The sequence below is a fragment of the Syntrophomonas sp. UBA5494 genome (assembly GCF_002426325.1).
The window spans coordinates 1-16,104 of the sequence record NZ_DIPG01000041.1; the positions used below are offsets into that span (position 1 = coordinate 1).

Here is a 16,104-nt window from a genome sequence, read left to right on the forward strand (position 1 = left end):
CCGTTCAGGGTGTCATTGTCTCCTTCTCCATAGAGTCTGTCGTTGCCGGCGTTCCCATAAAGAATGTCATCGCCGCCCAGCCCATGTATTTCGTCGCTCAGATCGGCTGCTATCATCCCCTGAATAGTGTCCGCAGCCTCTGTGCCGGTGGTGATAAGATTTTTAAACTGATCCTCGATGGTTGTTTTGTTCCAGACGATCCCATCACTGAAAGTTATTCTGTCTATACGGGTTGCGCTGCCGGCGAAGAAGTTTTTCACCCGCAGTTCATCTTCACTGCCTGTAACTTTGATCAGCAGGTCATTGCCGAAATCTAAAGCTCTGCTTAATAGGATTTCTCCGGAAGCAATATCGTTGAAACTTAAGATCGTTTGATCGCTGCCGCCCTTGCTGTCTATCAGGGTATCCCGGCCAAAACCGCGGGCAAATATATAGGTATCGGTACCGGTACCGCCGTTCAATATATCGTTTCCGGCTCCCCCTTCCAGAATATCGTTACCTCTGTAGCCATAAATTTCATCATCTCCACCATACCCTTTAATAGTCTGGTTAAAAGAATCGTACCCGTCATCATAGGGACTGATCAAATCATTACTTTCAGTTCCTTCCAGCACACTGGTTCTGGCTTTTACCGTTTCTATATCCCATACGGTTCCATCCGCAAAACGTATCGTTTCGATTTTGGAATAATTAGGCCCGTAGCATTCTGTATAGAAATAGTCCTTTACCATTAGTTTGTCTGTACTATTGGCAAAAGTAATTTCCAAGTTGTTGCCTGTACGTTTAAGGATCGTATCGCTGGCTTGAATGCCTTCGTTGAACTGAATGACATCGGTTTCGCCATTTATAATGGAAAAATCATCGACTTCATCTTCGCCAAATCCGCTGCTGAACTGGTATGTATCGCTGCCGCTGCCTCCCAACAGCGTATCTTTACCGGCGCTGCTGATCAGGACATCATCACCGCCGCCGGCATCGAGGGTATCGGTTCCCTTCCCGCCCTGCATAATGTCATTGCCGGCCGTGCCATTGACATAGCCCAGTTTTGCCCGAATTATGCTCTCATCCCAAAAGGTGCCGTCGGCAAACTCTATTTGCTCCACTTTATAGTCGTCAGTGGGGGTAAACTGGGTTCCATTCAAATAGGATTCAAAATAGTTGTTAATAGTCAGCATATCGGAGGTTGCGGCTATGCGCAGCTGAAGATCTTTGCCGCTGCGGAATACTTCGATTTCATCGGCGGCAGTACCGGAAGCGATCCTGATTATATCGTTGTTGCCTGCAGTGCTGTCATAATCGTAAATAACATCCGCCCCGTAGCCTTTGCCAAATAGATAGATATCATTGCCGGAGCCGCCGTTCAGCTTATCATTGCCAAAGCCCCCATCCAGAACATCGTTGCCATCGTTGCCGATGAGGCTGTCGTCTCCGCCCAGTCCACAGATGACTTCTCCGCTGTTCGTGCCATAAAGCTTGTCATTGCCGCCGCTACCAGTAATCTCAGTCTTTCCGGCCGTATCGATGATGCTTACATATTCTTCGCCAATAGCGACAAAAGCATCTCTGAAGGCATCGAAATCAACTTGATCGGTAATCTTGAGCGCATACATATTGGCCACAAACTGACCCAGCAGTTCTTTGGCCGCGGCGGGATCAATGCCAATCTCTTCTTCTATCAATGCCGCCGCTCCGGTAAGGTCCAAAACAACAGCGTTGTTAGCCGAGTCCCAGGTAAACGTAATTCTGCTGTAAATGTCTTTTAAGTGGGTTTGCTCCATGAGCTGGGCATAGACGGAAGCAGACAGCATATCGAAAGCCTGCAGCAGGTAGGGCGCCGCTTTGCCGTGCGGATTGGGATCTTGCGTGCCCCAGCACCAGGTGCCTAGATATTCTTCTCCAAATAACTCTTCCAAGGCTTCTAATTTTCTGGCGTCAATAAAATTGCCATGATCCTGGGTAGCGCGGCTGTTGGGGTCAATATCTTCCACGCCTGCCCAGGCATAAATAATATTGGTCACCAGTTGTTTTCTGACCTCGGGATCGCTTTCAGCCGCAAACTGCTCCACCAGTCCCTGCAGATGTCCGCTGCTGTCCCGCAGCATGGCCTGATGCAGGCTGTAGACGTTGCCGAAGCCTTGCAGATCAGGGAGTCCGGCTATCTCCGGGGTTTCTTCCAGTATCTCGGTTGCTTTTGTGTACATCAAGTCGGCTTTGAACCAGACATCATTCACGGCTGCGCTGGTGCCATCGGCCTTTGTGTAGGTACCGGTCTGTTTGTGGGCATTACCCTGGGCATCCACCACGGTTGAGGTGCTGTAGCCGGTGTTGATGGATGATACGCCGGCATCGGCCAGGGTTATCAGTTCGCCCTCGTCGGTGACTCCGTCGCCGTCCGTATCTTTCCATACCCGCAATTGGCTGTAGGCGGCATCGCTGCTGTCGATTTTGCCGTCGTGATTCTCGTCCAATTCCGCCAGGGCGGCAAAGCCGTTGACGGCTTTTGAGCCGCTGCTCAGCAGGGTGTTGTTGCCGAATAGTTCGGAACCGTTATCGATAAGGCCATTGTCGTTGATATCTCTGACCAACAGACCGTCATCCTGGCCCACCCAGCCGGTCTGCTCGGCAAAGCCGTTGTTGTCATGGTCAAAATGGATACCGTGGGCAAGAGAGATGGTTTCCACTCCATCGCCGTCCAGATCTATGATGAGGGGGGAGCGGATACCTTCGGCTTCTTGGAAGAGGGCCCGGAGTTCGTCCATGAGTTCGCTGAAGGCATGGCCAGCTTCATAGCCTATGACAGCCCCAAAAATACCAGCTGTAAATACGCCCACGACACCAGCGGCAACGCCCCATGGACCAAGACTGGCAAGACCGGCCAGAATTGGTGCCGCCACGCTCGTTGTGATTCCAGAACCGGCAATCGCTCCTGCCATACTCAGCAGCCAATCCTGAATAATATTTTCACATGCAGCGGTGTCACCGGCTTGATAGGCTTCATAGGCATCATGAGCTGCGAAAGCCGCGGAGACTCCAATCAATACGACGCCCACTGAACCTATGACCTTGCCTGTCGTGTTTAGTGCTTCGAAATATTTAGGGGTATAGACTACCTTATTCATAGCTGATTTTAATTCTGAATATGCCGACAGGTCAGTTTGGCTAAGCACCCCAATGAGATCACTGCAGGCAACTTTGGTTATTCCGGGTCCTTCCGGCGCTATAGTGCTGCTTCCGCTTGTCAGCTTCGCAATGTTAGTCCATACGGCTTCACCCTGGGCATTGGTTGCATACTCAACTGTTGATAGTCTTAGCCTGGATTCAAGGGTTATGATTTGACGTATGAAACTTGTTGCTTCTCCCTCTGCATACCCAACATTTATAAAATCATTCTTAATACTGATTAGATCCGCTTTAGGAATACCATTGATGCTCTGAACATTTTGATTGGCAAGAAGCCTCGGAAGCTCTGTTTCCCACCATACTCTGCCTGTTTGAGCATCGGGAACGATGCATTCTACGTTTCCGGCGGTTATTTCCACAAATGCGGCAGAGCGGTTGGCCCAGGGCCCATCGGTTGCATCATATAGGTAGTTATTAACCGCTTCTGTTAACTGGGTTGCATTCTCTGGCAAGGCGAATGCTGGATTTTCATTTTTGAATGCAGTTTCTAACGAATCTAAAAATCGGACATCATTTAGAAATTCGCCAGCAGAAGTGCGGTCTATTATTCTCGCCATAGTTCCTTCCGCTTCTGCAATTGCAGCAGCTAGATCGCCTGAATATGAACCTGCAGTTATTGACCCACTATATAGATAGGTAGTAGAGTTAGGTCCCGCTTGCGGATCTACTACTGATACTCGCTCCACAATAGCGGTCAGATCTGCTTTAGTTACATTCTCAGGATGAGACATTAATTCTGTTAATTGAGCAATAGCCTCAGTATAAGATAAACTTTCAATACTCAAATCTCGTTCCTCCTCTCAGCATACTAGAAATTAAATTCAACGCTAGTTTTTTGGTTCATAGCATTAAAAGGTTCATTAGGGTTTCCATTAAATCCGTAAACCGCGAGCGCATCTTTTAGACTTTGGATAATCTCGCTTTGTTTTTCTTTCAACTCCTCCGGGATCTTTATATAGATTAATTCCCATGTGCGAGGAGAGCCCTTAACCCAGAGATCTCTTAATTTCACCGGTACGTATATGCCCTCCCAGCCTAGCAGAAAATATTTGTCATGTGGTTCCTCCCGTTCCTGGAGTGCCCATAGCAAAAATATGTTTTTTTCTCGATCGATTGTCCATCGGTATGGTTTTAGGGTCATTAATCTGTTACCCGGATTTTTTATTGCTTTGGCTGCAAAATCAGCCATTTCTTCTTTGGTCATATGTTCGTTTACAAATGCCATCTTTCTCATCCTTCCATCATTTTAATAAGGAATAAATGTTTCTGGTTCACCTCCTGATCAATTATTTGTATATAGCGACTGTTCCGTTTATTGCTGCGAACACAAGTTAGGATGGTTCTTGCTTGTGGTAAACCCCACAAACAACAACCATCCTAACTTGCGTTTAATAAATTATGCAGATGTCCGCTGCTGTCCCGCAGCATGGCCTGATGCAAACTGTAGACGTTGCCGAAGCCTTGCAGATCAGGGAGTCCCGCTATCTCCGGGGTTTCTTCCAGTATCTCGGTTGCTTTTGTATACATCAGGTCGGCTTTAAACCAGACATCATCAACAGAAGCGGTGGTTCCGTCTGCTTTGATATAAGTTCCGTTCTGCAGATGCTGGTTGCCCTGGGCGTCTGTAACCATTGACTCATTGTAGCCAGTGGCTATGGAGGCAACTCCCGCATCGCCTAAGCTCATAAGCTCTTCGGCATCTGTAACTCCGTCGCCGTCCGTATCTTTCCATACTCGCAATTGGCTGTAGGCGGCATCGCTGTTGTCGATTTTGCCATCGTGGTTCTCGTCCAGTTCTGCCAGGGCGGCAAAGCCGTTGGCGGCTTTTTCGCCGTTGTTCAGTAAAGTGTTGTTACCGAATAGTTCGGAACCGTTATCGATAAAGCCATTGCCGTTGATATCTCTGACCAACAGACCGTCATCCTGGCCCACCCAGCCGGTCTGCTCGGCAAAGCCGTTAACATCGTGATCAAAATGAGTGCCGTTAGCAAGTGATATGGTTTCAACCCCGTCGCCGTCCAGGTCTATGATGAGGGGGGAGCGGATACCTTCGGCTTCTTGGAAGAGGGCCCGGAGTTCGTCCATAACAAATTCCCCTGCTTTATAACCTATATAAGCTCCTAGAGCTCCAACTATAAATGCACCTGCCGCTCCTGCTTCTACGCCTATGGTCGTAAGTATAGCAAGGGTTCTTGCGGTGGCAAGCCATCCCGCTGTACCGCCGACTGCCGAGCCGCCGGCTTCGATCAGCCAATCACCCAGGATTTGTTTGCATTTTACGGTATCACCGGCATCGTACGCTTCTTTATACTGATAGGCATCATAGGCTGTTGACACCACGAATGCTGCCCAGCCAAGTTTATTTAACCCTTCAGCAAAGTTAAATTTGCCTTGGACATAGGCTAATCTTAAGCTGGAGGATTCCAGGTCGGTTTTGGACATTTCTATTAGTTCGGCACAGGTGTATTTTGTTACTCCGTCTTCAATTGGCATACCCGTGCAGCTTCCTCCCAAAATCTTGGCGGCGGCATCGGTCCAGATAATTTCAAGTTTACCAGTATCAATATTCAATTTTGTCGCGTAACTAACATCCGCTAAATCTAAGCGTGACTGTACCGCAATAGTTTCTCTGACCAGATCCATGCGCTCCGTATAAGTAAAACCGTATTTTGTATCATTTAATATTGCGGTTAGCTCTGTCTTGGGTATGCCGTTTATCGAGGTTACTTTGGGGTTGTCCATTATAGTCTGTAACTCTGTTTGGGTAAAAACGCTACAATCTTTCATTTCCGTTGTAAACGTTACTACGTTGCCTTCGACCTTCATCATGATCTGTTTTGAAACGTAGTCATCGAGGGACAATATTCCTCCAGTACCATACGGTGTGCGGTAACCATTGGCGTCTTTTGCCCCATGTAATATCTCATTTGTAAGGTCCGGATCACCGACCGCGTTTGTGACAGCTGTATTGAAATTATCATTATTTATTAGTTTACCCGCATCGAAATCACTAATGTAAACTAGTGTTCCATTACTGCTGTCAGAAGCCGCCCTAGCCAATTCCCACGCAGGAATACCGGTACCGTAATTGCTTCCGTTGTATGCAATAACTGATGCACCAGATTTTGGTGATTCAAAACTCAGTTCGCTAACCGCAATTTGGAGATCTGCTGCAAATTGTTCAATCTGAGCTTCACTCAAAACCGCATTAGCGTCTATATTGTTGGTCACTCGCCAGTTTTCAACAAACTCAATTATTTGTTGTTGGGTCACCATTACTCATTCACCTCCTCATAAAATACCGGCCATTCAATTAAATCAAAATTTACTTTGGTTACATGGTCTCTTCTATAACCTGAACCATGTGCATCTATAGCTTCTTTGATTAATTGCATCACTTCTTCTTTTTGTGGTCTTAAACTCTCTGGAACCGATATTCCAGTTATTTTCCACCAAAGCTCTACACCAGACTGATAATCCCCTTTACCTTTGGAAAAAGTTTGTAATCCGATTTTTTTTCCTTTCCAAACCAGTGTATAAAATCTTGGTATTTCTGTATCGTAAGAGCCTTGCCCTCCTAATCCAAATAAATATACATCTCTTTGACGATCAATTGTCCAATACATCGGCGATACTATCTCATGTGTTACTGGATTTTTAAAATTAAATGCTTTTAGTTTTTCTTTATCCGCTTCTGAAATAACTTCATTCACAAATGCCATCATTCTCGCTCCTTCGTTATTTATTAGAAAGAAAGATTTTGTTTCACCTCCTAAATAATTATTTGGGTACAGTTGTTGTTCCGGTTATTGCTGCAAACACAAATTAGGATGGTTCTTGCTTGCGATAAATCCAGCAAACAACAACCATCCTAACTTGCATTTATCAGTCTGCAATTCCGTCTGGGTGAACACGCTGTAATCTTTTATTTTGGTTGTTAAAGTTACTACGTTGCCTTCCGCCTCCATCATAATCCGCTTGGAAACGTAGTCGTCCAGGGATAGAATTCCCCCTGCTCCATAGGGAGTACGATTACCGACGGCATCATAAGTGCCGTGCAATACCTGCTTGCGAAGCTCCTCATTTCCTCCAAGGGTATCTTGGACAGCTGCTTTGAAATCATCATCATTTAACAGTTGGCCTGCTTCAAAATCACTAATGTAGACCAATCTCCCGTTACTGTTCTCAGAAGCCGCCCTAGCCAGTTCCCACGCAGGAACACCGGTACCGTAGTTGCTTCCATTGTATGCAATCATGGAAGCGCCCGGCTTTGGGGACTCGAAGTTTAGATTACTGACCTGCTGTTGAAGGTCTGCTGCAAATTGTTCAATCTGAGCTTCACTCAAAACCGCACTAGCATCTATATCTTTGGCCGCTCGCCAGTTCTCAACAAACTCTATTACCTGTTGTTGGGGTATCATTACTTATTCCACCTCCTTTCTCGCTCCTTCGTTATTTATTAGGAAAAAAGATTTTGTTTCATCTCCCGATCTTTTTTAAATGCAACTGTTGTTCCGTTTGTTGCTGCGGATAAAGTTAGGATGGTTCTTACTTTCGATAAATCACCTCGTAAAAAACAACCATCCTAACTTGCATTGAGTTGTTTTTGTCGTCATATATCTAGGTTTATTGCTAATATTGGGGTGCGGCAGGTAGTTTTTCATTACTCGTTAGCCGCCCTTGAACTAAACACAGTCTCACACATATTGCATTTCCAGCAGTTGAACTTGCAGTTGCGGGTGATTTTCTCCCACGCTTCCCTGCTTTTATCACTCAAACCCAGGGTTTCAAAGTATTGATGCTTCGCTTGAAAAACGATCTCATCTCCTGCTGCGTATCGTTTCACAATGTCCATTGAACTCTCAAACAGCTGTCGCATTATCCTTCCTTGAAGCTTTAACACTTGCACATATTCCAGATATTCTTCAATTCCCTTTCTGGTACTAGGCAGATCGGCCACCAACAGCTGGAAATGCGGTATCTCCTTCCTCCATTTGGAACAGCTTACAGATGAGATGGTTTGTGAAAAATATGCACTATCTTTGTCTGAATTGCAGTTAAGGTAATAATGCTCATCCCGCAGAGGGCACTTGCCTCGGCATATTTCGTTTAGCAGAAGTGAAATAGGTACTTTATAGTGATCATACGCCGCTTTGAGCTCGATCAGTGTATCCCTGTCCCGAATAACCGAACAATCTAAATTTACCAGATCAAATCCATCTTCAGCTGCATTGGCATATTCTTGTGCGTTGTACACTCGGCGCAGTACCGTGTTTTTTACAAAAAGCTCCGGATATTCTTGCTTAATCCAGCCTGTTCTGATCCAATGCGAATGAGGGATCGTTACTGACCGCAGGCCTGCATCATAATAGGGCTTCAAGTTTTTAATGAATAGTTCTAAGTTTTCTTTATTGGGAAGCACCGAAAAATTATTGAAGGTGGCAGAAGCCTTAACTCCAAACCGATCCTGACACCACATCATGAACCCGAATACATCTTGTGTTGCCTCATCTGAATATACATTGCCAATGCCCATGGCATCATTGGTGAAAGGCGGTAAAAAACAGGAAAAGTAAATATCGTACAGATAATCATGATATTCCTTCACAAAGGGTACGAAAAGCCGGTTGATTTCGTCTCCATTCATGGTTGCGCTAAGGGGCATGGAAAATATTTTCTTATTCATGATATCTCCTCTGTCACCATAATAAGTTTTTTCGCACAATTCTGATTCTTTATCTTAGCTCAAACCCATCCTTGACCTCTTCCACCCCCGGCAGGAAAAACTCAATGATTCTCCTCGTTCCGGTCTTCACTTCCGCCTGGGCGGTCATGCCAGGGCTGATGGGCATATCTTTGTTTCCGACTTTAAGAGTGGTTGCCTGGGGTTTTACCTTAATTTTGTATACATAGCCCTGCTTTTCATCCTCGATGGCGTCTGGGCTGATATTAACGATTTCACCAGGGATGGCGCCATACTTTTGGAAGGGGAAGGTATCCAGTTTGATGTCCACCTGCTGGCCGGTGTGTACGAAGCCAATGTCTTTGTTGAGAACCATGGCCTCCAATACTAGAGGGGTGTTGTCGGGCACTATGGTGACGATTGGGGTTTCGCTGCTTACAAGACCCCCAATCGTGTTGGCAGATACTCCCTGCACAATGCCGTCAACAGGGGCGATGACGCTTTGAAGGCTGAGGCGCTTGGCCGTTTTCTCTACTTCCTTCTCCAGCTCCTGGATGGCTTTATCTTTAGCAACCAGTTCTTCCATAACTGTTTTCTGGTAGTCCACAGTACTCAGGGCCACATCGGTTTGTTTTCCGTCTATCTGGGCTTGATAAAAATCGATCTGGGATAATTGAAAATCCCGTTGCTGTTGCATAAGTTCTAACTCGTTTTGCTTTTTTATGAGGTCCTGAGCCGCAACTGCACCAGCATCGGCCAACATTTTCTGGATTCGCACCTCATCTTCCAGAGTGCGGATCTTTGTTTCGATCTGACCCAGGGTTTTTTGGGCCATGGTAAGTTCTTCGGTGCTCTGGGCAACGGTGGTGCGTAGGGAGTTCTGCATCTGGGACTGTTTCTGCTGCTTCAGGGTACTCAGTTCCTTTTGGCGCAGCAGCACTTCGGGGTCGATACCCAGACTGCTGTTCTCTTGTAGGAGGGTGTCAATCTTACTGCTGTTCCTTTCCCAGGCTGCCTGGAGCAGGGCCCGTTCGACCCTGGCGGTGTCCAGGGCGATTTTTAGTTTATCAAGCTCAGCGGCGTTAATAGTAGTGTCCAGTTCGATTAGCAGCTGGCCCATTTCAACATGCTGACCTTCCTGCACATGGATGGCAGTGATAACTCCGCCCTCCATGCTCTGAATGACTTTAATGTTGCCATCTGGAATCAGTTTTCCTGAGGCTGTGGCTACTTCATCTATCTGGCCGATGATCGCCCACAATATGCATAGCATAATGATGGCAAGGATACCCCAAATAATGCGCTTTCCCAGTGGCGATTCAGGCTTTTCGATGATTTCAAGGGCAGCAGGCAGGAATTCTGTCCGGTAGTCTTTTTCTTTATCAATCTTAAACAGCTTCATGCGGTAACCTCCTGGCTGTCGTCCTTTATATCTTCAGCTGAGGATGCAGTAGGAGCGGCGGGTACAGACGATGCAAATACCTGTGCCTGCCGCCCCGGTGTTAACGATTGGGTATTATTTTTTGGAGGCACACTGCCAAATTGTTGATTGTAAAGATGATAATAAAGCCCTTTATGCGCCAGGAGAGCCTTTTCCGGGCCGTACTCAACAAGGTTCCCTTTATCCAGCACCATGATGGCATCAGCACTTCGCAGGGTGGAGAGACGATGGGCAATGATGAGAACAGTACGGCCTGCACAGATTTTGGCGAGATTTTTCTGGATTATATTTTCCGATTCATAGTCCAGGGCGGAAGTGGCTTCATCAAAGATTAATATCCTCGGATTTGCAAGAAGAGCCCGGGCGATAGCCAAACGCTGGCGTTGCCCCCCGGAGAGGGCTTCACCTTTTTCACCGACCTGTGTATCATATCCTTCGGGGAGTTCCAGGATGAATTCATGAGCACCAGCCATATTTGCACAGTGAATAATTTCTTCCATGGCCGCAGCCGGCTTGTGAATGCAGATGTTGTCTTTGACGGTGCCGTTGAAGAGGAAGTTCTCTTGAAGCACTACACCGATCTGTCTTCTGAGCCAGTGTGGATCAGCCAAGGCTATGTCATGGCCATCGATGAGAATCTTACCGCCTTCGGGTATATAGAGCCGCTGGATGACTTTGCTCATGGTGCTTTTCCCGGAGCCGCTGCGACCAACGATCCCAATGACTTTACCGGCCGGAATGGTAAAGCTAATATTTCTCAAAGCTTCTGGAGCGTCCATACGGTAGCGGAAAGTAAGGTTCTGGAACTCGACGGATCCCCGAATTGCGGGTAGACGCATTTTCTGCATGTCGGAATGGGGTTCGGGCTGAGCATTGAAAATATCCCCTAACCTCTCCAGAGACACTGCCGTCTGCTGGAATTCCTGCCATAGGTTTACAATGCGAAGTATGGGACCACTAACCTGACCGGAAAGCATCCGAAAAGCGATGAATTGACCTATGGTAATTGCACCAGTGATGACGAGGTGGACTCCGGTCCACAATAGTGCTAAATCGGTTACACGCTGGATGGTTTGCCCTACGGCTCCGGCACTGCCGCCGATGATGCTGGTTTTGAAGCTGGCCTCCACATAACTGGCGATTTTATCCTCCCACCGTCTTTGGGTGAGGGGCTCCAGGGCAAAGCTCTTTATGGTCTGGACACCGCTCACGTTTTCCACGAGGAAGCTCTGCATATCTGCCCCGGTGTTGAATTTCTCTTCCAACTGGTTTTTAAACATGGGGGTGATGATAAAGGACAGGGCAGCATAAATAGGCAATGACGCCAGTACAATCCACGTTAACGTGTGACTGTATAGAAACATCACGAATATGTAGACGCCGAGAAACATCACATCTAATATGGTGGTAAGTGGCGTTCCTGTTAGAAAGCGCCGGATGTTCTCCACTTCCCTTACCCTTGCTATGGTATCTCCCACCCGGCGCACTTCAAAGTATCGGAGAGGCAGTTTAAAAAGATGGTCGAAGAGCCGGGCAGAAAGGATTACATCGATACGGTTGGTAGTATGGGAGAACACGTAGTTCTTAGCCAGGGACAAGAGCATCTCAAAAACCACTATGACAGCAAGACCCGTCATAAGTACCTTAAGGGTGGTGAAGCCTTTGTGCATCAGCACTTTATCAATGATAACCTGCATTACAAGAGGAGAAGCCAGGCCTATGATCTGCAGGGCAAATGCCGCCAGCAGCACATCGATCAGGGGCTTTTTGTACTTGATTATGGTAGGTATGAACCATTTGAGCCCGAAGGTCATCTTCCGCAATGTAATTTCCTTATGCTTGCAGAGGATCACTTCCCCGGAGAACCGCTCTAATAATAACTTTTCATCCCACTGCTCAGGATGACCCTTTTCCGGGTCCAGCACCAGTGCCTTCCCCTCTTCCATTTTGGCCAAAACAATAAACCCTCCCTGGGTATCGCCAAGGAGGCATGGAACGGGCTGTTTGAAAAGAGCCCCGGTCTGTACCCGGACGCTCTTCATTTTGAGGTTGGATTTTTTTCCGATTAGCATGATTTCATCACGGTTGGGATCTCGCCCTTCCAAGTTGAAGCTATGGTCTATTTGAACTCCGTCTAGTGCTACTTGATTGAGCTGGGCTAGGATAATTAAGCTTCGCAGGGATTTTCCCATCGTGTTTTCGTTTTCGGCTTCCGACATTATTCCTCCGCAGGATGGCTTATAATTAGAAAAAATTGTCCTATATTTTCCTTTTAAGTATATTTTATATTGCTATGGTATAATATTCAATAAATATTTCCTTTTTTATCCTTTCATTTTCCTAGATACTCTGAGTCAGCCTGGGGCCCCAGGCATAAAAGGCAAATCCAGGAGGGGCCATGGCGGTTTGCTGGAAGCGGCGGGGACTGTGTTTTTGTTAACTATCTTCGTTTTTCGTGGGCGGTTGGGTTAGACAAACGAACCCTTCGGTTTGGTCATTGATTATTTGTAAATACTGGCAATATTTATTTCTGCTCATACTCGCTGTCAGCTCGTAATTGTCAAAGCTGACCATGTATGACCTGTTATCGTCTTTATATACTTTTTTCACTTTACTCAAATTAATAAGGTAGGATTTGTGAGATCTAAAGAAGGAACTACTGAGGTTTTTCTCAATTTCGTCAAGAGACAGATACAGCTTGTGTATTCTGTCGCCGGTGTGTATATAAGCTACATTGCCATATTTCTCCACAAATAGAATATCCGCCTTGCTAATATGATAACATTCACCTTTCCCTTTGATAATGATGCTGGTGGGGATGGTATTCCTCTGCCTGACCTTATCGGCGATCTCTTTTATCAACGCCTTGAGTTTAGATTTATTAATGGGTTTAATTATATAATCATAAGGGTGGACCAAAAAAGATTGCAGAGCATATTTAGTATAACCAGTGATAAATACCATAAAACAGTCAGGGTTGATACTAAATATGCTTCTGGCTACAGCTAATCCACTGATGTCTCCCGGGCATAGTTCTATATCCAGGAGAATACAGGATGGTCTATGTTTCTGAGCAAGCTCAATCGCTTCACTGCTGCTTGAAGTAGCATAAGTTCCTGTCACTTCTGGTATTTCATTCACAATTTTTTTTAAGAATTCCCGATTATATTCTTCGTCTTCAAGAATTAGGACCTCAAACAACATAAACCCTTCTTTGTGCTTTTTTTGTTCTATTTACTTTTCCGGTGAATCTGGCTCATAGAGTAAGAATAGTTTAAATGCGTTCATGTTTGCCGCGCTTACGACGGTCAATACTAATGCAAATGCTGACGCAAATGGTACTAACAGTTTCTTCATCATAATGTCACCTCCTTTTTTTGCCGATTATATCAACAGTGTGGTCAACCACTCCGATGATACCGTAACCTATGGGGGTAATCAGAAGAAGGCTTATCAATGCACCCCAAGTCAAGGCGACGCTTTCTGCCGATTTACCGTTATGCATCAAAATAAAGGCCGTGATGACATAAATCATTAAGGCGATTAGCATATAAACTTTTCTGATATAACGAACCTTGATATCAGTGATATTGTATTTATGGGTACCAGCCGGAACCCATTTTATGGTGGTGTAGATTCCCATCAGTAATGCCGTTGTGATTAGACCCGTTAAAAAATTGATGGGGATTTCAAGAGTACTCAAATAGCCAAAAACCACAAAAACAAGAGTACTGACCACTATACAACGATTTCCCGAACTCATGTGCACCCCTCCGCCAATACACCTGAGCGGGGCAAATATCGCCAGGAAGATCAAGGTGTTCTTAATAGTGCCCAATAGAAATGCCAGCCCTGCAACCAGTGTCATAGTTATCAATAATAATAAAAGGATCTCTATCGAATAGGCATACCATGCTGCACTGTTGTCACTGGATTCTAATATGCCGGCTAACTGTTGCGCGATTTTCCTGGATAGCGTTTGAATCAATTTTTCAACACCTTACTGGGTAGTCTGATCCTAATATGGGTATTATCATCACAATTAATTTCTATTTGGCCATTATGTTTTTTGAGTAGTTTTTGGACTATATATAAACCGTAGCCGCGGTATTCTGATATTTTTGTACTCACTCCGGCTTGAAAAACATCAACTCCGGCCGGCATGGCCGCTCCATTGTTATAAACATCGATTATATAAGAATCATGATCCTGCCTGAACTCAATCTCAACCCTGGGCTTGTCAGCTTCAACTGCGGCTTCCAGGGCGTTATCAACCAGATTTCCCACGATACTGCAGACATCCCTTGAAGGTATATCAAGATTAGACAATTCCGAATGTAAAAAAATTCCCACGTCAATGCCCTTTTTCTCGGCGGCGGCCTTTTTACTGTTCAATAATGCCGATAAAGCCGGATGATCAATGTAGCACATTTCATATTGCGGTATAATACCCTCGGTTATACTGTCCATATAATCGATGGCCTCATCAATACGGCCCAGCCCCATTAATGATTGAATAGCCTGCATATGCTTGGAATATTCGTGTCTTTCAGCTTGCAGGGTTCTTATGAGTTCTTCTACCTGAGTAAGATGGTTCTTCATCATTAAGGCTTTAGTTCTATAGACTCGGTGCCGGCCAATATTTTTTACCGAAATTAAACTGATAACACACATGATGAGGATGATTAAATTGATAAAAGGTATGGCCTGTTTAAGATAACCCAGGTTTTCAACTACTATTATTTCAGTATTGATGGTTATCACCAGTAAGGTCTGTAAAAGAATAGTAATAATCACAAAATAATCACTATCTTTGTTCATCGTTTTCCCCTAGCTCACCAAGACTGATTAGAACAAAGTTAAAACGTTTAACTACCAATAATACTGCTATGGTGACTAAAAATACGGGGATATAGGTGAATATATTCAGTACTGCGTCAACCAATAATTTCTCTGCTATATCAGGACGTATCCACAATAACACCTGTATAACTAAGCTTTCAATCACTCCGGAAACCATGATTCCCAACAAACAGGCAATCAAGGTCTTTTTCAGATGTATTTTAAGTATCAAGCCAGTGATGATTATCAAAAATGTGGTGAGAATAAGTGTATTTAATACCAGTGGAATAGCCAAAGGCCGGACAAAATAAGTTGCGATAGCAAATAAAAGCGCGCACAAAATGCTTTTCTTAAAATCCACACTGATATTACACAAGCTAAAACCGATGTAGATCACCAAAACGGCCTGTGGAATTGAAATAAATAGTACAAGAAACCACGGTATATATTGCAACTCTATTCCTCCATTAATTGGAGTGTCTTTATTAAACTTCTTTAAATTAACTGTATTTCCTTTTGTTAGATTTGACAATTTATCAGCATAAAAGGCTTAATCATACCTTTTGGTTTTTTATATGACAACATTCCTTGTCATTTTCCACGCATCGCAGCAGTAGATGCCACAGATTAAAGTTCATAACCACTCTTGACAGGCAACCTTACATACTGTATATATTAATTATAAACACTATGCAAGGTATATATGGTATGTACTCTATGGAGGCTTAATCGTGCGCATTATTCTTTCCAACGCGTCACCCGACCCGATATACGAACAAATACGCCGGCAGATCCAGGGCCATATCTTGAAAGGGGAGCTGAAGCCAGGCGATGCTCTGCCTTCGATCCGCAACCTCGCCCAGCAGCTGCAAATCAGCGTCATTACCACCAAGCGGGCCTACGATGAACTGGAGCGGGACGGTTTTATCGAGACGGTCACCGGCAAGGGCTCTTTTGT

General features: G+C 45.3%; 14 protein-coding genes. 1 reads left to right on the forward strand and 13 read right to left on the reverse strand.

Going from position 1 to position 16,104, the window contains the following annotated elements; all coding sequences use genetic code 11:
• The 13 genes from B3W37_RS04265 to B3W37_RS04325 form a co-directional block, all read right to left on the reverse strand.
• A partial coding sequence (locus B3W37_RS04265; RefSeq protein ID WP_483174877.1) for a calcium-binding protein occupies positions 1–3,965 on the reverse strand: 3,965 nt, incomplete at its 3' end.
• Between the two features lie 23 nt (positions 3,966–3,988).
• The gene (locus tag B3W37_RS04270) at positions 3,989–4,405 is read right to left on the reverse strand and encodes a hypothetical protein (protein ID WP_483174879.1); all 417 of its coding nucleotides are present in this window, start codon (positions 4,403–4,405) and stop codon (positions 3,989–3,991) included.
• Between the two features lie 152 nt (positions 4,406–4,557).
• Positions 4,558–6,456 carry a hypothetical protein gene (locus B3W37_RS04275; RefSeq protein ID WP_483174880.1) on the reverse strand — a complete coding sequence of 633 codons (1,899 nt, stop codon included), beginning with the start codon at positions 6,454–6,456 and terminating at the stop codon, positions 4,558–4,560.
• Positions 6,456–6,905 (reverse strand): RidA family protein, encoded by a 450-nt coding sequence (locus B3W37_RS04280; protein WP_483174881.1) that lies wholly within the window; start codon positions 6,903–6,905, stop codon positions 6,456–6,458. Before B3W37_RS04280 ends, B3W37_RS04275 begins: the two co-directional genes overlap by 1 nt.
• Before the next feature lie 81 nt (positions 6,906–6,986).
• Entirely contained in the window at positions 6,987–7,601 is a 615-nt protein-coding gene (locus B3W37_RS04285) for a hypothetical protein (RefSeq protein WP_483174882.1), read from the reverse strand.
• 242 nt (positions 7,602–7,843) lie between these two features.
• Positions 7,844–8,866 (reverse strand): hypothetical protein, encoded by a 1,023-nt coding sequence (locus B3W37_RS04290; protein WP_483174883.1) that lies wholly within the window; start codon positions 8,864–8,866, stop codon positions 7,844–7,846.
• A 49-nt stretch (positions 8,867–8,915) separates the two neighbouring features.
• A complete protein-coding gene (locus B3W37_RS04295) occupies positions 8,916–10,265 on the reverse strand; it encodes an HlyD family type I secretion periplasmic adaptor subunit (RefSeq protein ID WP_483174884.1) in 1,350 nt (449 codons plus the stop codon).
• Positions 10,262–12,523: a type I secretion system permease/ATPase gene (locus tag B3W37_RS04300; RefSeq protein ID WP_483174885.1), complete on the reverse strand. Its 2,262-nt coding sequence runs from the start codon at positions 12,521–12,523 to the stop codon at positions 10,262–10,264. Before B3W37_RS04300 ends, B3W37_RS04295 begins: the two co-directional genes overlap by 4 nt.
• A 217-nt stretch (positions 12,524–12,740) precedes the next feature.
• Positions 12,741–13,508, reverse strand: coding sequence for a LytR/AlgR family response regulator transcription factor (locus tag B3W37_RS04305; protein WP_483174886.1), 768 nt, complete (start codon positions 13,506–13,508; stop codon positions 12,741–12,743).
• A 30-nt stretch (positions 13,509–13,538) separates the two neighbouring features.
• Complete coding sequence (locus tag B3W37_RS04310) at positions 13,539–13,664, reverse strand: AgrD family cyclic lactone autoinducer peptide (RefSeq protein WP_481039407.1); 126 nt, start codon at positions 13,662–13,664, stop codon at positions 13,539–13,541.
• Positions 13,665–13,668: 4 nt separating this feature from the next.
• Positions 13,669–14,292: an accessory gene regulator ArgB-like protein gene (locus tag B3W37_RS04315; protein ID WP_483174887.1), complete on the reverse strand. Its 624-nt coding sequence runs from the start codon at positions 14,290–14,292 to the stop codon at positions 13,669–13,671.
• Positions 14,289–15,125 carry a sensor histidine kinase gene (locus tag B3W37_RS04320; RefSeq protein WP_483169156.1) on the reverse strand — a complete coding sequence of 279 codons (837 nt, stop codon included), beginning with the start codon at positions 15,123–15,125 and terminating at the stop codon, positions 14,289–14,291. Before B3W37_RS04320 ends, B3W37_RS04315 begins: the two co-directional genes overlap by 4 nt.
• Positions 15,112–15,678, reverse strand: coding sequence for a hypothetical protein (locus tag B3W37_RS04325; protein WP_483169157.1), 567 nt, complete (start codon positions 15,676–15,678; stop codon positions 15,112–15,114). Before B3W37_RS04325 ends, B3W37_RS04320 begins: the two co-directional genes overlap by 14 nt.
• A 199-nt stretch (positions 15,679–15,877) precedes the next feature.
• Between B3W37_RS04325 and B3W37_RS04330 the strand changes: the two genes are divergently transcribed.
• Positions 15,878–16,104: GntR family transcriptional regulator (locus B3W37_RS04330; protein ID WP_483174888.1), on the forward strand; the 227-nt coding region annotated here is incomplete at its 3' end.

What these genes read in the sequence shown, in the direction of transcription:
- B3W37_RS04300 (WP_483174885.1), bottom strand. Translation starts at nt 12,523, where the DNA reads ATGTCGGAAGCCGAAAACGAAAACACGATGGGAAAATCCCTGCGAAGC.
- B3W37_RS04305 (WP_483174886.1), bottom strand. Translation starts at nt 13,508, where the DNA reads ATGTTGTTTGAGGTCCTAATTCTTGAAGACGAAGAATATAATCGGGAA.
- B3W37_RS04280 (WP_483174881.1), bottom strand. Translation starts at nt 6,905, where the DNA reads ATGATGGCATTTGTGAATGAAGTTATTTCAGAAGCGGATAAAGAAAAA.
- B3W37_RS04320 (WP_483169156.1), bottom strand. Translation starts at nt 15,125, where the DNA reads ATGAACAAAGATAGTGATTATTTTGTGATTATTACTATTCTTTTACAG.
- B3W37_RS04285 (WP_483174882.1), bottom strand. Translation starts at nt 7,601, where the DNA reads ATGATACCCCAACAACAGGTAATAGAGTTTGTTGAGAACTGGCGAGCG.
- B3W37_RS04275 (WP_483174880.1), bottom strand. Translation starts at nt 6,456, where the DNA reads ATGGTGACCCAACAACAAATAATTGAGTTTGTTGAAAACTGGCGAGTG.
- B3W37_RS04270 (WP_483174879.1), bottom strand. Translation starts at nt 4,405, where the DNA reads ATGGCATTTGTAAACGAACATATGACCAAAGAAGAAATGGCTGATTTT.
- B3W37_RS04310 (WP_481039407.1), bottom strand. Translation starts at nt 13,664, where the DNA reads ATGATGAAGAAACTGTTAGTACCATTTGCGTCAGCATTTGCATTAGTA.
- B3W37_RS04290 (WP_483174883.1), bottom strand. Translation starts at nt 8,866, where the DNA reads ATGAATAAGAAAATATTTTCCATGCCCCTTAGCGCAACCATGAATGGA.
- B3W37_RS04295 (WP_483174884.1), bottom strand. Translation starts at nt 10,265, where the DNA reads ATGAAGCTGTTTAAGATTGATAAAGAAAAAGACTACCGGACAGAATTC.